General features: G+C 62.3%; 15 protein-coding genes and 1 riboswitch. Of the genes, 5 read left to right on the top strand and 10 right to left on the bottom strand.

The window, feature by feature from the left end; genetic code table 11:
• Window positions 1-106 precede the first annotated feature (106 nt).
• From EI969_RS18850 to EI969_RS18870, 5 genes are read right to left on the bottom strand one after another with little or no spacing between them, the layout of a single operon-like run.
• Window positions 107-748 carry an urea amidolyase associated protein UAAP2 gene (locus EI969_RS18850; protein ID WP_160389123.1) on the bottom strand — a complete coding sequence of 214 codons (642 nt, stop codon included), beginning with the start codon at window positions 746-748 and terminating at the stop codon, window positions 107-109.
• 11 nt (window positions 749-759) lie between these two features.
• On the bottom strand, window positions 760-1,485 hold the full coding sequence (locus tag EI969_RS18855; RefSeq protein ID WP_160389124.1) for an urea amidolyase associated protein UAAP1: 726 nt from the start codon (window positions 1,483-1,485) through the stop codon (window positions 760-762).
• Window positions 1,486-1,498: 13 nt separating this feature from the next.
• Window positions 1,499-2,287, bottom strand: a complete 789-nt coding sequence (locus EI969_RS18860) for an ABC transporter ATP-binding protein (protein ID WP_160389125.1) — start codon at window positions 2,285-2,287, stop codon at window positions 1,499-1,501.
• On the bottom strand, window positions 2,284-3,099 hold the full coding sequence (locus EI969_RS18865; RefSeq protein ID WP_160389126.1) for an ABC transporter permease: 816 nt from the start codon (window positions 3,097-3,099) through the stop codon (window positions 2,284-2,286). Before EI969_RS18865 ends, EI969_RS18860 begins: the two co-directional genes overlap by 4 nt.
• A gap of 15 nt (window positions 3,100-3,114) precedes the next feature.
• Window positions 3,115-4,182 (bottom strand): putative urea ABC transporter substrate-binding protein, encoded by a 1,068-nt coding sequence (locus EI969_RS18870; RefSeq protein WP_160389127.1) that lies wholly within the window; start codon window positions 4,180-4,182, stop codon window positions 3,115-3,117.
• 60 nt (window positions 4,183-4,242) lie between these two features.
• A riboswitch (guanidine-I (ykkC/yxkD leader) is annotated at window positions 4,243-4,343 on the bottom strand.
• Between the two features lie 283 nt (window positions 4,344-4,626).
• Between EI969_RS18870 and EI969_RS18875 the strand changes: the two genes are divergently transcribed.
• A complete protein-coding gene (locus EI969_RS18875; protein WP_160389128.1) occupies window positions 4,627-4,890 on the top strand; it encodes a hypothetical protein in 264 nt (87 codons plus the stop codon).
• 167 nt (window positions 4,891-5,057) lie between these two features.
• On the top strand, window positions 5,058-5,513 hold the full coding sequence (locus tag EI969_RS18880) for a hypothetical protein (protein WP_160389129.1): 456 nt from the start codon (window positions 5,058-5,060) through the stop codon (window positions 5,511-5,513).
• A gap of 63 nt (window positions 5,514-5,576) precedes the next feature.
• Here the strand turns inward: EI969_RS18880 and EI969_RS18885 are convergent, their stop codons facing one another.
• Window positions 5,577-6,689, bottom strand: a complete 1,113-nt coding sequence (locus tag EI969_RS18885; RefSeq protein WP_160389130.1) for an enoyl-CoA hydratase/isomerase family protein — start codon at window positions 6,687-6,689, stop codon at window positions 5,577-5,579.
• 132 nt (window positions 6,690-6,821) lie between these two features.
• Here EI969_RS18885 and ung point away from each other — a divergent pair, with 132 nt between their 5' ends.
• Window positions 6,822-7,514 (top strand): uracil-DNA glycosylase, encoded by a 693-nt coding sequence (ung, locus tag EI969_RS18890; protein ID WP_103394563.1) that lies wholly within the window; start codon window positions 6,822-6,824, stop codon window positions 7,512-7,514.
• 131 nt (window positions 7,515-7,645) lie between these two features.
• On the opposite strand, the gene EI969_RS18895 is transcribed toward ung, so the two are convergent.
• From EI969_RS18895 to EI969_RS18910, 4 genes are read right to left on the bottom strand one after another with little or no spacing between them, the layout of a single operon-like run.
• Window positions 7,646-8,686, bottom strand: a complete 1,041-nt coding sequence (locus EI969_RS18895; protein WP_160389131.1) for an AbrB family transcriptional regulator — start codon at window positions 8,684-8,686, stop codon at window positions 7,646-7,648.
• Window positions 8,679-10,193 carry a tripartite tricarboxylate transporter permease gene (locus EI969_RS18900; RefSeq protein WP_075947502.1) on the bottom strand — a complete coding sequence of 505 codons (1,515 nt, stop codon included), beginning with the start codon at window positions 10,191-10,193 and terminating at the stop codon, window positions 8,679-8,681. The genes EI969_RS18895 and EI969_RS18900 overlap by 8 nt, the downstream gene beginning before the upstream one ends.
• Before the next feature lies 1 nt (window position 10,194).
• Complete coding sequence (locus EI969_RS18905; RefSeq protein ID WP_160389132.1) at window positions 10,195-10,653, bottom strand: tripartite tricarboxylate transporter TctB family protein; 459 nt, start codon at window positions 10,651-10,653, stop codon at window positions 10,195-10,197.
• Between the two features lie 58 nt (window positions 10,654-10,711).
• Complete coding sequence (locus tag EI969_RS18910; protein WP_150727537.1) at window positions 10,712-11,689, bottom strand: tripartite tricarboxylate transporter substrate binding protein; 978 nt, start codon at window positions 11,687-11,689, stop codon at window positions 10,712-10,714.
• A 442-nt stretch (window positions 11,690-12,131) separates the two neighbouring features.
• Between EI969_RS18910 and EI969_RS18915 the strand changes: the two genes are divergently transcribed.
• Window positions 12,132-12,803: a response regulator gene (locus EI969_RS18915; protein ID WP_150717781.1), complete on the top strand. Its 672-nt coding sequence runs from the start codon at window positions 12,132-12,134 to the stop codon at window positions 12,801-12,803.
• The gene (locus tag EI969_RS18920) at window positions 12,796-14,184 is read left to right on the top strand and encodes a sensor histidine kinase (RefSeq protein WP_160389133.1); all 1,389 of its coding nucleotides are present in this window, start codon (window positions 12,796-12,798) and stop codon (window positions 14,182-14,184) included. Before EI969_RS18915 ends, EI969_RS18920 begins: the two co-directional genes overlap by 8 nt.
• Window positions 14,185-14,215: the final 31 nt, after the last annotated feature.

The following is a 14,215-nucleotide window of genomic DNA, read 5'->3' on the forward strand; positions in this document are numbered from 1 at the left end:
GGGCAAGCCCGCTCCCACAGGGTTTAGTGGTGCTTGGACGGTTTGAGGCACTGGCCTGAACGGGCCTGGCACAAGGCAAACAACCAGCGGCGCAATCTCGGGAATTTCAGTTCCATACCAGCAGCTCCGCAGGGGTCGGGTTGTAGGCGTTGCACGGGTTGTTCAGTTGCGGGCAGTTGGAGATCAGCACGATCACGTCCATCTCGGCGCGCAGGTCGACGTACTTGCCCGGTGCCGAGATGCCGTCTTCGAAAGTCAGCCCGCCGTCTGCGGTGACCGGTACGTTCATGAAGAAGTTGATGTTCGGCCCGATGTCGCCTTTGCCCAGGCGGCCGTCGTGAGCGCAGGCGCGCAGGTAGTTGTCGCGGCAGCTGTGCATGTAGCGTTTTTCCAGGGCGTAGCGCACGGTGTTGCTCTCTTGCGCGCAGGCGCCGCCGAGGGTGTCGTGGCGCCCGCAGGTGTCGGCGACGATGGTCAGCATCGGCTTGCCGAGGTTGGAATACAGTACGCTGCCGGTGCTCAGGTACACGCTGTTCTGCCGGCGCAGGGTGCGCTGTACGTCGTAGCGCTCCTTGGGATTGGCGACGCTGTAGAACAGCGTATCGACGGCCTGATTGCCTTCCAGGTCGAGGATGCGCAGGGTCTGGCCGGCCCTGACCTCCATCAGCCAGGGTTCGCCGGCGGGGATGGTGGCGCGGTAGACCGCTGTTTCAGGCAACTGTGGTGCAGTGGCGATGGCGAGTGACATGGCAGCGATCCTCAGGCGAACAGACGGTCGGTGTTGATGAAGCCGCGCTCGTTTTCCGGGCGCGAGGTGCGGCAGTGTTCGGCGACGCTGGCGTCGGCGTTCATCCAGCTCAGCTTCAAGGGTTTTGGTGCGTACTCGGGCGCCGGGTCCATCGGGTGTTGCAGGGCGGTGAGCACCACCAGCGTGTCCATCGGTGCGTACAACTCGATGTAGTCACCGGCCCTTGAATTGCCTTCGACGAAGTGGAAGCGACCGGCGTCGTCGACGTTCACACGGCTGAACAGGTTGAGTGTCATCAGCAGGTCGGACAGACCCAGGCCCCACTTGCCCAGCTCCACCAACAGGTTGTCGGTACCGTTGCGGAAGAAGCCGTTGCGCAGTTCCTGGTAGCGGCCGGCGCCGTATTTTTCTGCCACCTCTTCAGCGCAGAGCACGCCGCCCAGGCTATCGCTCCAGCCGCAGGTGTCGGCGGTGATGGCGGCCAGCACGCGGCCCATGTCCGAGTACAGGCAGTGGCCGGTGGTGAGCTTGGCGGTGTGTTGGCACTTGAGGCTGTCGGGCAGGTTCAGGCGCTCGGTTTTTTCATTGGCGTTGAGCAGCGTCAGGCTGACGTTGGCGCCGCCGCGAATGTCGGTCAGGCGCAGCAGTTGGCCGCGCTTCAACACGAAGGAACGATGGCCGCCGCCGGGGAGCGTTTCTTCGGCGAAGGGCGGGAACAGTCGGGTCGAATCTGTCATTTGCAAAATTCCTCTAAGCGATACGAAGCGTGCCCGCCAGTTGCACCGGCAAGGCGTCGACGGCGGCACGGGTGGCGCGGCGGTCGCTGTTCAAAGGGATGTCGTAGGTGATGCGCGCGCCATAGGCGCCGGGGGCGTGCGGGTCGAGGCGGACCTTGTCGAACACCAGCAGCCGCGTGCCGAGGCTGAAGCCTTCGGACAGGTCATGGGTGACCATGAACACCGTCAATTGCGTCTCGCGCCACAGCTCCAGCAGCAAGGCGTGCATGTCTTTGCGGATGCCCGGATCGAGGGCGCCGAACGGTTCGTCGAGCAGCAACACCCGCGGCTTCATGATCAGCGCCTGGGCGATGGCCAGGCGTTGCTGCATGCCGCCGGAGAGCTGCGCCGGGTACTTGTCCAGCGAGTGACCGAGGCCGACCTTGTGCAGCAGCATCGAGGCCTGTTCGCGGGCGTCTTTTTTGGCCCTGCCGAACAGGCGCCCGAGCAAGGGCGAGCGCGGCAGTTCGAGACCCAGGGCAACGTTGTCCAGCACGCTCAGGTGCGGGAACACCGAGTAGCGCTGGAACACCACGCCACGGCTGGCATCCGGCTCACCGGCCAGGGGCTGGCCGTCGAGCAGGATCTCGCCGCGACTGGCGCGTTCCTGGCCGAGCAGCAGGCGCAGGAAGGTCGATTTGCCGCAACCGGATGCACCGACAAGCGTGCAGAACTCACCCTCGTTGACGTTCAGGTTCAGGCCTTCGAGCACCACCTGGTTGGCGTATTGCTGCCAGACGTTTTTTACCGTGATGAAGCTCATGCCCGTGCTCCTTCGTACCAAGGGAACGCACCTTGGGTCAGGCGCTTCAGGCCCCAATCCATCAGCCAGGCGAGCAGGGTGATCCACACCACGTACGGCAGGATCACGTCCATCGCCAGGTAGCGGCGCACCAGGAAGATCCGGTAGCCAAGGCCATCGGTGGACGCGATGGCTTCGGCGGCGATCAGGAACAGCCACGCCGAGCCGAGCATCAGCCGCAGCGAAATCAACAGGCGCGGAAGCAATTGCGGCAGCACCACCCGCAGCATCAGTGTCCAGGTGGACGCGCCGAGGGTCTGGGCCTTGATCAGCAGTTCCACGGGAATCTCCCGGGCGCGCTGTTCAAGATCCCGGGCCAGCGCCGGGGTGATGCCGATCACGATCAGCATCACCTTCGATAACTCGCCCAAACCGAAAACGATGAACAGGATCGGCAGGATCGCCAGCGGCGGCACCATCGACAGCACCGTCAGCAAGGGCGACAACGGCGCGCCGAACAACGGCAGGGTGCCGGCGGCGATACCCAGGCAAAGCCCCGCCAGTGCGCTGATGCCCAGGCCGATGGCCAGGCGGCGCAGACTGGAGGCGCTGTCTTGCCAGAGCAGGTATTCGCCGGTGCGGCTGTCGGCGACAAAGGCCAGGCGTTTGACCGCATCGCTCATCTGCACGGCGCTGGGCAGGAGCTTGTCGTTGGGGTTATCCGCCAGTCGCTCGGCCGAGCCCATCAAGTAGGCAAACAGCACCAGGGCGAACGGCAGGATCACCAGCAGCAGGCGACTCGGGCGATCCGGGTGACGGTTGATCAGGCGCATGGCCAAGTCCTCTTCTTACAACTTGGCGTCGGCGGCCATCTGCACGTAGCTCGGGTCGAAGCGCAACTTGAGGTTGCCCTTGTCGCCGCTGGTCACGCCATTGGCGAAGGCCATGCCGACCGCGCTGGTGTCCTTGGCGCCTTCACCCAGCAAGCCATGCTGGAAGGAGAATTCGGCGACCTTGCGCATGGTTTCCGGCAGTTGCTTGCTGGTACTGAACGCCAGGGCTTCTTTCGGGGAGGCGAACAATTTGGTGGTGTCCAGTTGCGCCTGGAAACCTGCCAGGTCAGTGCCAGAGGCCTTGGCCATGTGTTCGAGTGCGGCTTGGCTGGCGGCGTTTTTCGCGTTCATCAACTCGACCACTTCAAACCAGGCGCCGGTCAGCGCTTTGCCCAGGGCCGGGTTGTCTTTGAGGGTGGCGCTGTTGACCACCATCATGTCCATGATCTCGCCGGGGATCTGGCTGGAGTTGAACACCTCGGTCACCGCAGGCTTGGCCTTGATGTCCGAGAGCATCGGGTTCCAGGTCGTGACGGCGTTGACCTGTTCGGTGTTGAAGGCAGCCGAGATATCGGCGTCGGAGGTGTTGACCACTTTCAGGTCTTTCTCGGTGAGGTCCACCGAGTCCAGCGCCCGGGCCAGCAGGTAATGGGACACCGAGAGCTCCACCAGGTTGACGTCCATGCCCTTGAGGTCGGCAACTTTCTTGCCTTCGCCCTTGAGCACGATGCCGTCGTTGCCGTTGGAGAAATCGCTGACGATCAGCGCCGTGCTGTCGACGCCGCCGGCGGCCGGGATGGTCAGCGCGTCCATGTTGGTCATGGTGCAGCCATCGAACTGGCCGGCGGTGTACTGATTGATCGATTCGACATAGTCATTGAGCTGCACCACATCGATCTTGATGCCGTACTTCTTCGCCCATTTGTCGACGATGCCCTGGCTGCCGGCGTATTCCCACGGCATCCAGCCGGCGTAGATGGTCCAGCACACGCTGAAGTGGTCTTTCTGGGCGGCCTGGGACGAGATGCTTACGAGGGCTGCGAAAGCAGCGGCAAGCAGGGCGGGTAAACGAAGCTGGGACATGGTGGTTCTCCAGTTGATCAGGGACGGACAGGAAGGCAGCGGCACCGCTAGCGGTGGCTTGTCTCCCGGGCTTTTGTCCCGCCGTGTAACCTCAACTGGAGGTCGCCAACTCTCGGACCAGCCACTCGCGATAGCGAGCCGGAACCCTAGTCGGCCATTTTCAAATTGTGGTGCCGCGAACCTGTAGTGACTCCTGCACGGGGTTGTTAAAGCGAGAGGCGTGCCAAGTCGGCGCGAGCGCTCTAGCGTGGGCAACTGGGTGGTCAGCGGGATTGATCAGGAGGGCAGGCTGCCTTGTGATGGTGCGCAGGTGCACCGCATTGGAACGTATTCGCCACTGATCCGAAGGTGGGCGCGGCATAGCACTTGGTGCAGGTTTACCAGTCAAAACAGATGTCAGCCGGTCTGTGCCGACTGCTGTCACTGGTCTTTACGGAGGCCGCCATGTTACGTCGATTGTTGTTGGGTGCAGTGCTCGGTTTCGGGTTGTCTGGCTGCTACTACTACGACGGTCCTGCCGACGTCTACGGGGGATCTTATTACTACCCCGGTTACTACTCGCCTTATTACTACGGTTACTACGGCCCACGTTATTACGGTGGTTATCGTTCCTATTATTACGGTGGGCATGGTTACTACCGTGGCCACGGGTATTACGGCGGTCACGGCGGCGGTCACGGCGGTGGGCATCACGGTGGTCACCGTTGATCAGCGTTCGAATAGATGAAAAACCTTTCATCGGGTAGATGTTTCTACTTGTTTCATGGGCGCACCAGATTCCGAATTCGATGTCTGATCTTTCGACAGTCACCGAATATTTGACTGTCGCCTGCCAGCGTCGCTGGTGTGGCTCACCCGCGGTCCAGGAGGCCGCCATGCTCTGTCAAAAAAACCTGCGGCGAATTCTTCTGCTTGCTGTATTGAGCTTGTCACTGGGTGGATGCGTGCCTTATTACGATGAAGGAGGCAGTTACTACAGTTCCGAGGTCTATACCTCGCCGGCGCCCTCGTATTACGCAGGGGGCAGTTCCTATTATTCCAATGGTGGTGGCTACTACACGCCGCCGCCTCGGTATTACGCACCGCCAGCGCGGTATTACCAGCCGACTCCGCGCTATTACTCGCAGCCGAGGATCTATCAACCGTCCCCGCGCTATTACCAGTCGGCCCCTCGTTACCATCAGTCTTCGCGGGGCGACTACCGCGCGCATCAGAACCATGGCTGGGACGGCCGTAACCGCGGGGGCTGGAACAACGACTATCGCGGTCAGGACGGACGCGGTAATCGTGGCAATCGCGGTGATCACAACGGACGGGGTAATCACCGCTGATCACTCGGTCAAATCCAAAAACCTGTGGGAGCAAGCTTGCTCCCACTTTTTTATGTCCGGACTTCAATACCCGGACAAATCCGCCAGCGGATGCCGACCTTCCCAAGCCTTGTGGAAATGCGCCTCTACCACCGCATCCGGTACGTTGTTGATGTCCGGCCAGTGCCAGTGCGGCTTCTGATCCTTGTCGATCAACCGGGCACGCACGCCTTCGCTGAACTCCGGATGACGACAGCAATTGAGGCTCAGGGTGTATTCCATCTGGAAGACTTCGGACAGCGACAGGTGCCGCGCCCGGATGATCTGTTCCCATACCAGACGAGCGGTCAGCGGCGCGCCTTCACTCATGGTCCTGGCCGCGCGGCCGAGCAACGGATCGCTGTGATCGCGCAGGGCACTGATGGCCTTCCAGGCGCAACGCACATCGCTGACATCCAGCAACTCGTCGATCTGCCGACGACGTGGCAGCCACTGGGCTTCGGGCATCTGCGCCACGGCTTCCTGCTGCAAGGCCTTGAGCAGGCTGTTGAGCTGCATCGGTGTCTGTTCCTGCCAGTTCAATTGCAACAGACCTTCGATCAAATCCGGCTGCTGCTCATCGAGCAGAAAACGATCGGCCAGGTCCAGGTCGATGGCATCGCGGCCGTTCATGTGCGCGCCGGTCAGGCCCAGGAACAACCCGAGCTTGCCCGGCAGGCGCGACAGGAACCAACTGGCGCCAACGTCCGGGTACAGGCCGATGCTGATCTCGGGCATGGCCAACCGGCTGCTCGGCGTGACGATGCGGATGCCCGCGCCTTGCAACAAGCCCATGCCACCGCCAAGCACATAACCGTGTCCCCAACAGATCAACGGTTTGGGGTAGGTGTGCAGTTTGAAGTCCAGGCGATATTCCGCCGCGAAAAACTGTGCAGCCAGGGGCGGCACTTCACCCGGATGGTCGCGACAGGCTTCCACCAGGCTGCGCACTTCGCCGCCGGCGCAAAAGGCCTTGGCGCCGTTGCCGCGCAACAGGACGCAGACGATTTGCGGGTCCTTGGCCCAGGCGTCCATGCGGTCGCGCAGGGCGTTGATCATCGGCAGGGACAGGGCGTTCAGGGTTTTTTCGGCATCCAGGCTGGCGACACCGATGCGTGCGCCGTCGGTGCCGGTGAGCTCTTCGAAGTGCAGATTCATCGTGACCTCGATCGGAAATTTGAAGGTTAAGTATGATCGCTGTGTGGGAAAGTGCCGGATCTGCGTCAGATCAATTGACAAGCGTGATGCGCTTTCCTAGGGTTCGCCCCATTGTTTTTGCCGGATGTAACCATGACTGCTGACGACCGTATCAAACTCGAACCGAGCTGGAAGGAGGCCTTGCGTGCCGAATTCGACCAGCCCTACATGACAGAGTTGCGAAACTTTCTGCAACAGGAACGGGCGGCCGGCAAGGAGATCTATCCGCCGGGGCCGATGATCTTCAACGCGCTCAATTCCACGCCGCTGGACAAGGTCAAAGTGGTGATCCTCGGCCAGGATCCTTATCACGGCCCGGGCCAGGCCCATGGCTTGTGCTTCTCGGTGCAACCCGGCGTGCCGGCGCCACCTTCGCTGGTGAACATCTACAAAGAGCTCAAGCGCGACCTGAACATCGACATTCCCAACCATGGCTACCTGCAGAGCTGGGCCGATCAGGGCGTGCTGATGCTCAACACCACCATGACCGTCGAGCGCGCCAACGCCAATGCACACAAGGACAAAGGCTGGCAGTTTTTCACCGATCGGGTCATTGAAGTGGTCAGCCAGCAGCAGCCGCACCTGGTGTTCATGCTGTGGGGCGCGCATGCGCAGAGCAAGCAGAAGCTGATCGATGCCACAAAGCACCTGGTGTTGACCTCGGTGCACCCGTCACCGCTGTCGGCCTATCGCGGCTTCCTCGGTTGCGGGCACTTCGGCCGGACCAACAAGTTTCTGGAACAGAATGGCGAGACGCCGATCGAGTGGCGGTTGCCACCGGTTTGAGCGAGTGGACCGAGTCACGCCCATCGCGGGCAAGCCCGCTCCCACAGTGACTGGTGTCGTACACACATTTTGTGTGCAACTCAGAACCCTGTGGGAGCGGGCTTGCCCGCGATGGGCGCAAAGCGGTTTTTTCAGACTGAATCCGGATTACGGTTCCAGTACTTGAACAACGGCTCCGCCAGAAACAGCACAAACAACAGCCGCATCACCTGCATCGCCGTCACCAGCGGTACCGACAGTTGCAGGGTCTCCGCCGTCAGGCTCATCTCGGCAATCCCGCCGGGCATCATGCCCAAAGTCAGTGAACGCAGGTCCAGATGGGTCAGCGCACTCAAGCCCAATGCCGCCGCCGTGGCGATCAACATGGTCAGCACCGTACCGATCAGGGTCCGCCCCATGAACGATGGCGCACGCCGGAAAAACTGCCGATTGAAGTGACAGCCCAACCCGCTGCCGATCAGCCACTGGCCGATCTGGCTGCCGCCGTTGGGCAAGCCGATGTGCAGGTCCCAGCCGATGCTGACTGCCGCGCTGACCAGCAGCGGGCCGAACAGCCAGGGGTTGGGTTGACGCAGGCGTTCCCAGATCCAGGCGGCCAATGCGCCAGCAGGAAACAGCACCGCGAGCCAGCGCCAATCGATGCTGCCCGCGTGGGAAATCGGCGCGCCGTCACCCAGCAGATACTTGAAGGCCGCCGGCACGCACAGCACCACCACCAACACCCGCAAACTCTGTCCCGCCGCGACACGGCTGAGCACCGCGCCATTACGCGCGCCGAGGTTGACCATCTCCCCGGAACCGCCGGGCATGCTCGAGAAAAAAGCGGTGGCGCGATCTTCACCGGTGCGGCGCATCAGCCATACGCCGACCACCGCCGACAGGCTGGTGACCAACGCACCGAAGAAGATCAGGCCGAAATGACTCAGCACCTGCTCCATCACCACTGGCGTGAAATGCAGGCCGATACCGATGCCGACGATCCACTGGCCGCACTTGCGGCCGCCAGGGATTTCCGCCAATTGCCAGGGTGTCAGGCAGCGTACGAGGATGATCGCCAACAACGAGCCGACCATCCACGGCAAAGGCCAGCCGACCTGGCTGGCGAGGTAACCGCCCAGCAGGCCGACCAGCGGAGTTCCCCACCAGTTTTTGAAGGGGACCCGATCAGACATCGGCGATAGCGCGTTGCGCGGCCGAACGTTTGCGCCAGATGCGGATCAGCGGCATCAGCAGCATGATCGCCGTCAGGACCCAGCAACCGAAGGTGATCGGGCTCGACCAGAGGATTTCCAGCGCACCGTTGGAAATCGACAGGGCGCGGCGCAGGTTTTGTTCCATCAATCCTCCCAGGATGAAGCCCAGCAATACCGGTGACAGCGGGAAGTCCAGCTTGCGCAGGATATAACCGAAGATGCCGATGCCGATCATCAGGAACAGGTCGAACGTTGTCGCGTGCACCGCGTAGACACCAATCCCGGTAATGATCGCGATCACCGGCACCAGCGCCCAGTTCGGCACGGCGAGGATACGGGTGAAGATGCGGATCATCGGAATGTTAAGGATCACCAGCATCACGTTGGCGATGAACAACGAGGCGATCAGGCCCCAGACGATGTCCGGTTGCTGTTGGAACAGCAGTGGGCCCGGGGTGATGTTGTACAGCGACAGGGCGCCAATCATCACCGCCGTGGTACCCGAACCTGGAACGCCGAGGGTCAGCATCGGCACCAGCGCACCGCAGGCCGCACCACCGATGGCGGTTTCCGGCGCCGCGAGGCCGCGCATGTCGCCCTGGCCGAAAGTACCCTTGGCACCCGCCATGCGTTTTTCGGTCATGTAGGCCACGGCACTGGCCAGGGTCGCACCGGCACCCGGCAACACGCCCATGATGAAGCCCAGTACGCCGCAACGGATGTTCACCACGAACACCGAGGCCGCTTCCTTGAAGTTGAACATCATGCGGCCGGTGGCTTTCACCGCTTCCTGGCCGTGGTGGGTTTTTTCCAGCAGCAGGAGGATTTCGCTGATGGAGAACAGGCCCAGCACCAGCACGACGAACTGGATGCCGTCAGTCAGGTGGATGTTGTCCCCGGTGAAGCGATACACACCGCTGTTGGCGTCGATGCCTACGGTCGACAGGAACAGGCCGATCAGCGCCGCGATGAACGTCTTCAGCGGACGATCACCGGCCATGCCGCCGAGGCAGACAATCGCAAAGACCATCAGTACGAAGTATTCCGCCGGGCCGAAGGCAATCGCCCATTTCGCCAGCAGCGGGGCGAACAGCACCATGCCGCAAGTGGCGATAAAGGCACCGATGAACGAGCTCCATGCCGACAGCGACAGCGCTACACCGGCCAGGCCTTTGCGGGCCATCGGGTAACCGTCGAGGGTGGTCATCACGGTGGACGCTTCGCCCGGGATGTTCAGCAGGATCGAGCTGATCCGGCCGCCGTATTCGCAACCCAGGTACACCGCCGCCAGCAGGATCAGTGCCGACTCCGGTGGCAGGCCGAGGGCGAATGCGATCGGGATCAACAGTGCCACGCCGTTGATCGGGCCCAGGCCCGGCAACAGGCCGACGACGGTGCCGATCAGGGTGCCGCACAACGCGGTCACCAGGTTGTACGGGCTCAGCGCGACGCCGAAACCCTGACCCAAATAGCCAAGAGTATCCATATCAGTTCTCCAGAACGTCGAGCACGCCAAGTGGCAGCGGCACGTCCATCAACTTGTCGAACAGCAGGTAGAGGCCGACGGCCATCAGGCTGATGATCACGATGCTGGGTACCCAGCGGCCGCCATACAGGCGCGCCATCGGTACACCGATGATGATGCTGGCGACGATGAAGCCCAGGGGCTCGAAAGTGCCGGCGAACACCAGCAACAGTGCGACGCAGATGCCGATTTTGGTCAGGGTTTCGCGGTCCAGTGGCGGCTCGTCATCGCTGTGTTTGATTGGCGCGGGGCGAAACACCATGTACAGCAGGGCCGAACCCATCAGGCCGAGCATCAGCAATGGAAAGGCCCGAGGCCCCACCGGTTCGTAGGAAAAAGCCGCTTGATACGGCCACGCCATCAGTGCCAGGCCGAGACAGACCAGCAACAGCACCGAAGCAAAAATGCGTTGTAAGAGCATGAGGAACTCCTGTGCCGCGACTCCGCCGAACGGAGTCGCAGCCGCTAGACAGAGACGATCACTGGATCAGGCCGAACTCTTTGGCCAGCACTTTGTAGTCCGCAACCTGCTTCTTCACGTAGGTGTCCAGTTCCGGGCCGGTCATGGCGAACGGGAACAGTTCACGCTGATCGCGCAGCTTGGCGAACTCGGGCGAGGCCAACAGTTTGTCGAAGGAGTCTTTCCACCAGGCGTAGTCTTCATCGCTGACTTTCGGCCCGAGGTAGAAGCCGCGCACCACCGGCCAGACGATGTCGTAGCCTTGTTCGCGAGCGGTCGGAATGTCCTTCATTTCCGGCTCGTCCAGACGCTTGTCGGAGAACACCGCCAGCAGGCGCATGTCGCCGCTCTGGATGTGCGGCATGGAGTCGGAGATGTCGGTGCTGCCGACCTGGATATGACCGCCGAGCAGGGCGGTGGCAATTTCACCACCGCCTTCGAGGGCCACGTAGCGCAGATCACGCGGGTTGATCCCGGCGGCCTTGGCGATCAGCGCGGTCTGCATCCAGTCCTGGCTGCCGACGGTACCGCCGGAGCCGATCACCACTTTGCTCGGATCTTTCTTCAATGCCTGAACGAGGTCGTCGAGGGTCTTGTAGGGCGAATCGCTCTTCACGGCGATGGCGCCGTAGCTGGTGCCAACCGCGGCCAACCAGCGCACGTTGGTTTCATCGAAACGACCGAACTTGCCCTGGGCCAGGTTCAGCAACGAACCACTGGACCAGGCCACCAACGTACCGGCATCGGCCGGACGCTGGGCGACCACCGCGTTGTACGCCACCGCGCCGACGCCCCCGGGCATGTAGGTCACGCGCATCGGTTTGGTCAGCAGCTTTTCGTTGACCAGCGCGCTTTGCGCCAGTTTGCAGGTCAGGTCGAAACCACCGCCGGGCGAGGCCGGGGCGATGCATTCCGGGCGTTTTGGCTCGGCCATGAGTTGGCCGGCGAACAGCACACAGCTGGCGGCGAGGGCGAAACGGCGCATTGAACGGCTCATTTTTGTCTCCATTGGAGTTTTTGTTTTTCGGGATGATTCAGGTGCGACGATTTCGCACGGTGCTGGCGCGTTCGAATCCGTACGGACTGAACGACGAGCAGCCGGCTTCGGCGCTGGCAAGCGTAAACATCGGGGAGCGAGAGAAAGGGCGGGGCGGGCAAGCCTGAAGCTGTATGGACAGCATGGTGCGATACCTCGTTTATTGTTCTTATTGGCGAAAACGCTTCGAGGCGTTTTTCGGTAGTTACATGTCAAGGCACGTTTTCAAACTACGATTCGATGGTCGGCAGTCGAAACCATCCGTGGGCCGACTCTAACGTCCCAACCTTTCGCTAACCTTTCAGCGGGCTTTCACGGTTTTTCGGGCTTCACAGCGGCGATTGCGGCTGTAAACTCCGCGCCAAAGAATGGCGTCGGCCATCCCTGAACGAGGTAAAGATCCATGCGTGTCCTGCTCGTCGAAGACCATCTGCAACTCGCCGAAAGTGTTGCCCAGGCACTCAAGAGCACCGGTTTGACCGTGGACGTGTTGCACGATGGCGTGGCCGCCGACCTGGCGCTGGGCAGCGAGGACTACGCCATGGCGATCCTCGACGTCGGCTTGCCGCGCATGGATGGTTTCGAAGTGCTGGCGCGCCTGCGGGCGCGGGGCAAGAACCTGCCGGTGTTGATGCTGACCGCGCGCAGCGACGTCAAGGATCGGGTTCACGGCCTGAACCTCGGCGCCGACGATTACCTGGCCAAGCCGTTCGAACTGACCGAGCTAGAAGCGCGGGTCAAAGCCTTGCTACGCCGCAGTGTGCTGGGCGGTGAACGCATCCAGCGTTGCGGTGTGCTGGCCTATGACCTGGAAACCCGGCGCTTCACCCTCGGTGAAGAATTGCTGACCCTGACTTCCCGCGAGCAAGCGGTACTCGAAGCCCTGATCGCACGTCCCGGTCGGGTGATGAGCAAGGAGCAACTGGCGTCGCAAGTATTCGGTCTCGATGAAGAGGCCAGCCCCGATGCCATCGAGATCTACGTGCACCGCCTGCGCAAGAAGCTCGACGGCCAGCCGGTCGCCATCGTGACCTTCCGCGGCCTCGGTTACTTGCTGGAAAGCCGCGATGCATAAGCCCAGCAGCCTGCGCTGGCGGTTGCTGTGGAACCTGGCGCTGCTGCTGGTGGTGTTGATGCTGGCCAGTGGTTTGAGCGCCTACTGGAACGGCCGCGAAGCCGCCGACACGGCCTATGACCGGACCTTGCTGGCCTCGGCGCGGACCATCGCCGCCGGCGTTTCCCAGCGTGACGGCACCTTGAGTGCCGACGTGCCCTACGTGGCCCTCGATACCTTTGCCTACGACAGTGCGGGGCGGATTTTCTACCTGGTCAACGACATCAATCAGAAGCTGATTTCCGGGTACGAAAACCTGCCCGCGCCGCCGCCGGGAACGCCGCGCACCGATGACTATCCGGCGCTGGCGCGTTTCTACAACGCGCAGTACCGCGGGCAGAACGTGCGCGTGGTGAGCCTGCTCAAGCCGGTGAGCGAACCGAACATGAACGGCATGGCGGAAATCCGCGTGGCGGAAACCGATGAAGCGCGGGTCAGCATGGCCCGCAGCCTGGCGGCCGACACCTTGCTGCGCCTGGGCATGCTGGCCATCGGTGCGTTGATGCTGGTGTGGTTTGCGGTGAGTGCCGCATTGCGCCCGCTGGAGCGCTTGCGCACGGCGGTGGAGGAGCGCCAGCCGGACGATCTGCGCCCCTTGCCGTTGGTGGAAGTGCAGCGCGAGTTGTGGCCGCTGGTGCGCGCACTCAATCACTTTACCGAGCGTCTGCGTGGCCAGTTCGAGAAGCAGGCGCAGTTCATCGCCGATGCTGCCCACGAGTTGCGCACGCCACTGGCGGCGCTCAAGGCGCGACTGGAACTGGACATGCGTTCCGCCGAGCCCGAGACCTGGCGCAGCACACTGGAGACCGCCGCCCAGGGCACCGATCGCTTGACCCATCTGGCCAATCAGTTGCTGTCCTTGGCGCGGGTCGAAAACGGTGCCCGGGCGATTGCCGAGGGCGGCGCGCAATTACTCGACCTGAGTCAGTTGGCGCGGGAGCTGGGCATGGCCATGGCACCACTGGCCCATAAACGCGGGATCGCGCTGGCGCTGGAAGCCGATGAACCTGTCTGGTTGCGGGGCGAGCCGACGCTGTTGAACGAGCTGTTGAGCAATCTGGTGGATAACGCCCTGGCTCACACGCCACCGGGCGGCAACGTGATTTTGCGCGTAGCGGCGCCCGCCGTGCTGGAAGTCGAAGATGATGGCCCTGGTATTCCACTTGAGGAACGCGATCGGGTGTTCGAGCGCTTTTACCGACGCAATCAGCAAGTGGCCGGTTCCGGGTTGGGGTTGGCGATTGTCGGTGAAATCTGCCGCGCGCATCTGGCACAGATCAGCCTGCATGATGGTGAGCACGCGGGGTTGAAGGTGCGGGTGAGTTTTGTGGCGGGGGATTGAATATTCCCATTGTGGCGAGGGGGCTTGCCCC

Origin of the sequence: Pseudomonas sp. PB101 (genome assembly GCF_009764265.1) — a bacterium.
In the GTDB taxonomy this organism is placed as follows: domain Bacteria; phylum Pseudomonadota; class Gammaproteobacteria; order Pseudomonadales; family Pseudomonadaceae; genus Aquipseudomonas.

Excerpts from the sequence above, each read along its gene's own strand:
- EI969_RS18850 (WP_160389123.1), bottom strand. The coding sequence starts at position 748 with ATGTCACTCGCCATCGCCACTGCACCACAGTTGCCTGAAACAGCGGTC.
- EI969_RS18855 (WP_160389124.1), bottom strand. The coding sequence starts at position 1,485 with ATGACAGATTCGACCCGACTGTTCCCGCCCTTCGCCGAAGAAACGCTC.
- EI969_RS18860 (WP_160389125.1), bottom strand. The coding sequence starts at position 2,287 with ATGAGCTTCATCACGGTAAAAAACGTCTGGCAGCAATACGCCAACCAG.
- EI969_RS18865 (WP_160389126.1), bottom strand. The coding sequence starts at position 3,099 with ATGCGCCTGATCAACCGTCACCCGGATCGCCCGAGTCGCCTGCTGCTG.
- EI969_RS18870 (WP_160389127.1), bottom strand. The coding sequence starts at position 4,182 with ATGTCCCAGCTTCGTTTACCCGCCCTGCTTGCCGCTGCTTTCGCAGCC.
- EI969_RS18875 (WP_160389128.1), top strand. The coding sequence starts at position 4,627 with ATGTTACGTCGATTGTTGTTGGGTGCAGTGCTCGGTTTCGGGTTGTCT.
- EI969_RS18880 (WP_160389129.1), top strand. The coding sequence starts at position 5,058 with ATGCTCTGTCAAAAAAACCTGCGGCGAATTCTTCTGCTTGCTGTATTG.
- EI969_RS18885 (WP_160389130.1), bottom strand. The coding sequence starts at position 6,689 with ATGAATCTGCACTTCGAAGAGCTCACCGGCACCGACGGCGCACGCATC.
- ung (WP_103394563.1), top strand. The coding sequence starts at position 6,822 with ATGACTGCTGACGACCGTATCAAACTCGAACCGAGCTGGAAGGAGGCC.
- EI969_RS18895 (WP_160389131.1), bottom strand. The coding sequence starts at position 8,686 with ATGTCTGATCGGGTCCCCTTCAAAAACTGGTGGGGAACTCCGCTGGTC.
- EI969_RS18900 (WP_075947502.1), bottom strand. The coding sequence starts at position 10,193 with ATGGATACTCTTGGCTATTTGGGTCAGGGTTTCGGCGTCGCGCTGAGC.
- EI969_RS18905 (WP_160389132.1), bottom strand. The coding sequence starts at position 10,653 with ATGCTCTTACAACGCATTTTTGCTTCGGTGCTGTTGCTGGTCTGTCTC.
- EI969_RS18910 (WP_150727537.1), bottom strand. The coding sequence starts at position 11,689 with ATGAGCCGTTCAATGCGCCGTTTCGCCCTCGCCGCCAGCTGTGTGCTG.
- EI969_RS18915 (WP_150717781.1), top strand. The coding sequence starts at position 12,132 with ATGCGTGTCCTGCTCGTCGAAGACCATCTGCAACTCGCCGAAAGTGTT.
- EI969_RS18920 (WP_160389133.1), top strand. The coding sequence starts at position 12,796 with ATGCATAAGCCCAGCAGCCTGCGCTGGCGGTTGCTGTGGAACCTGGCG.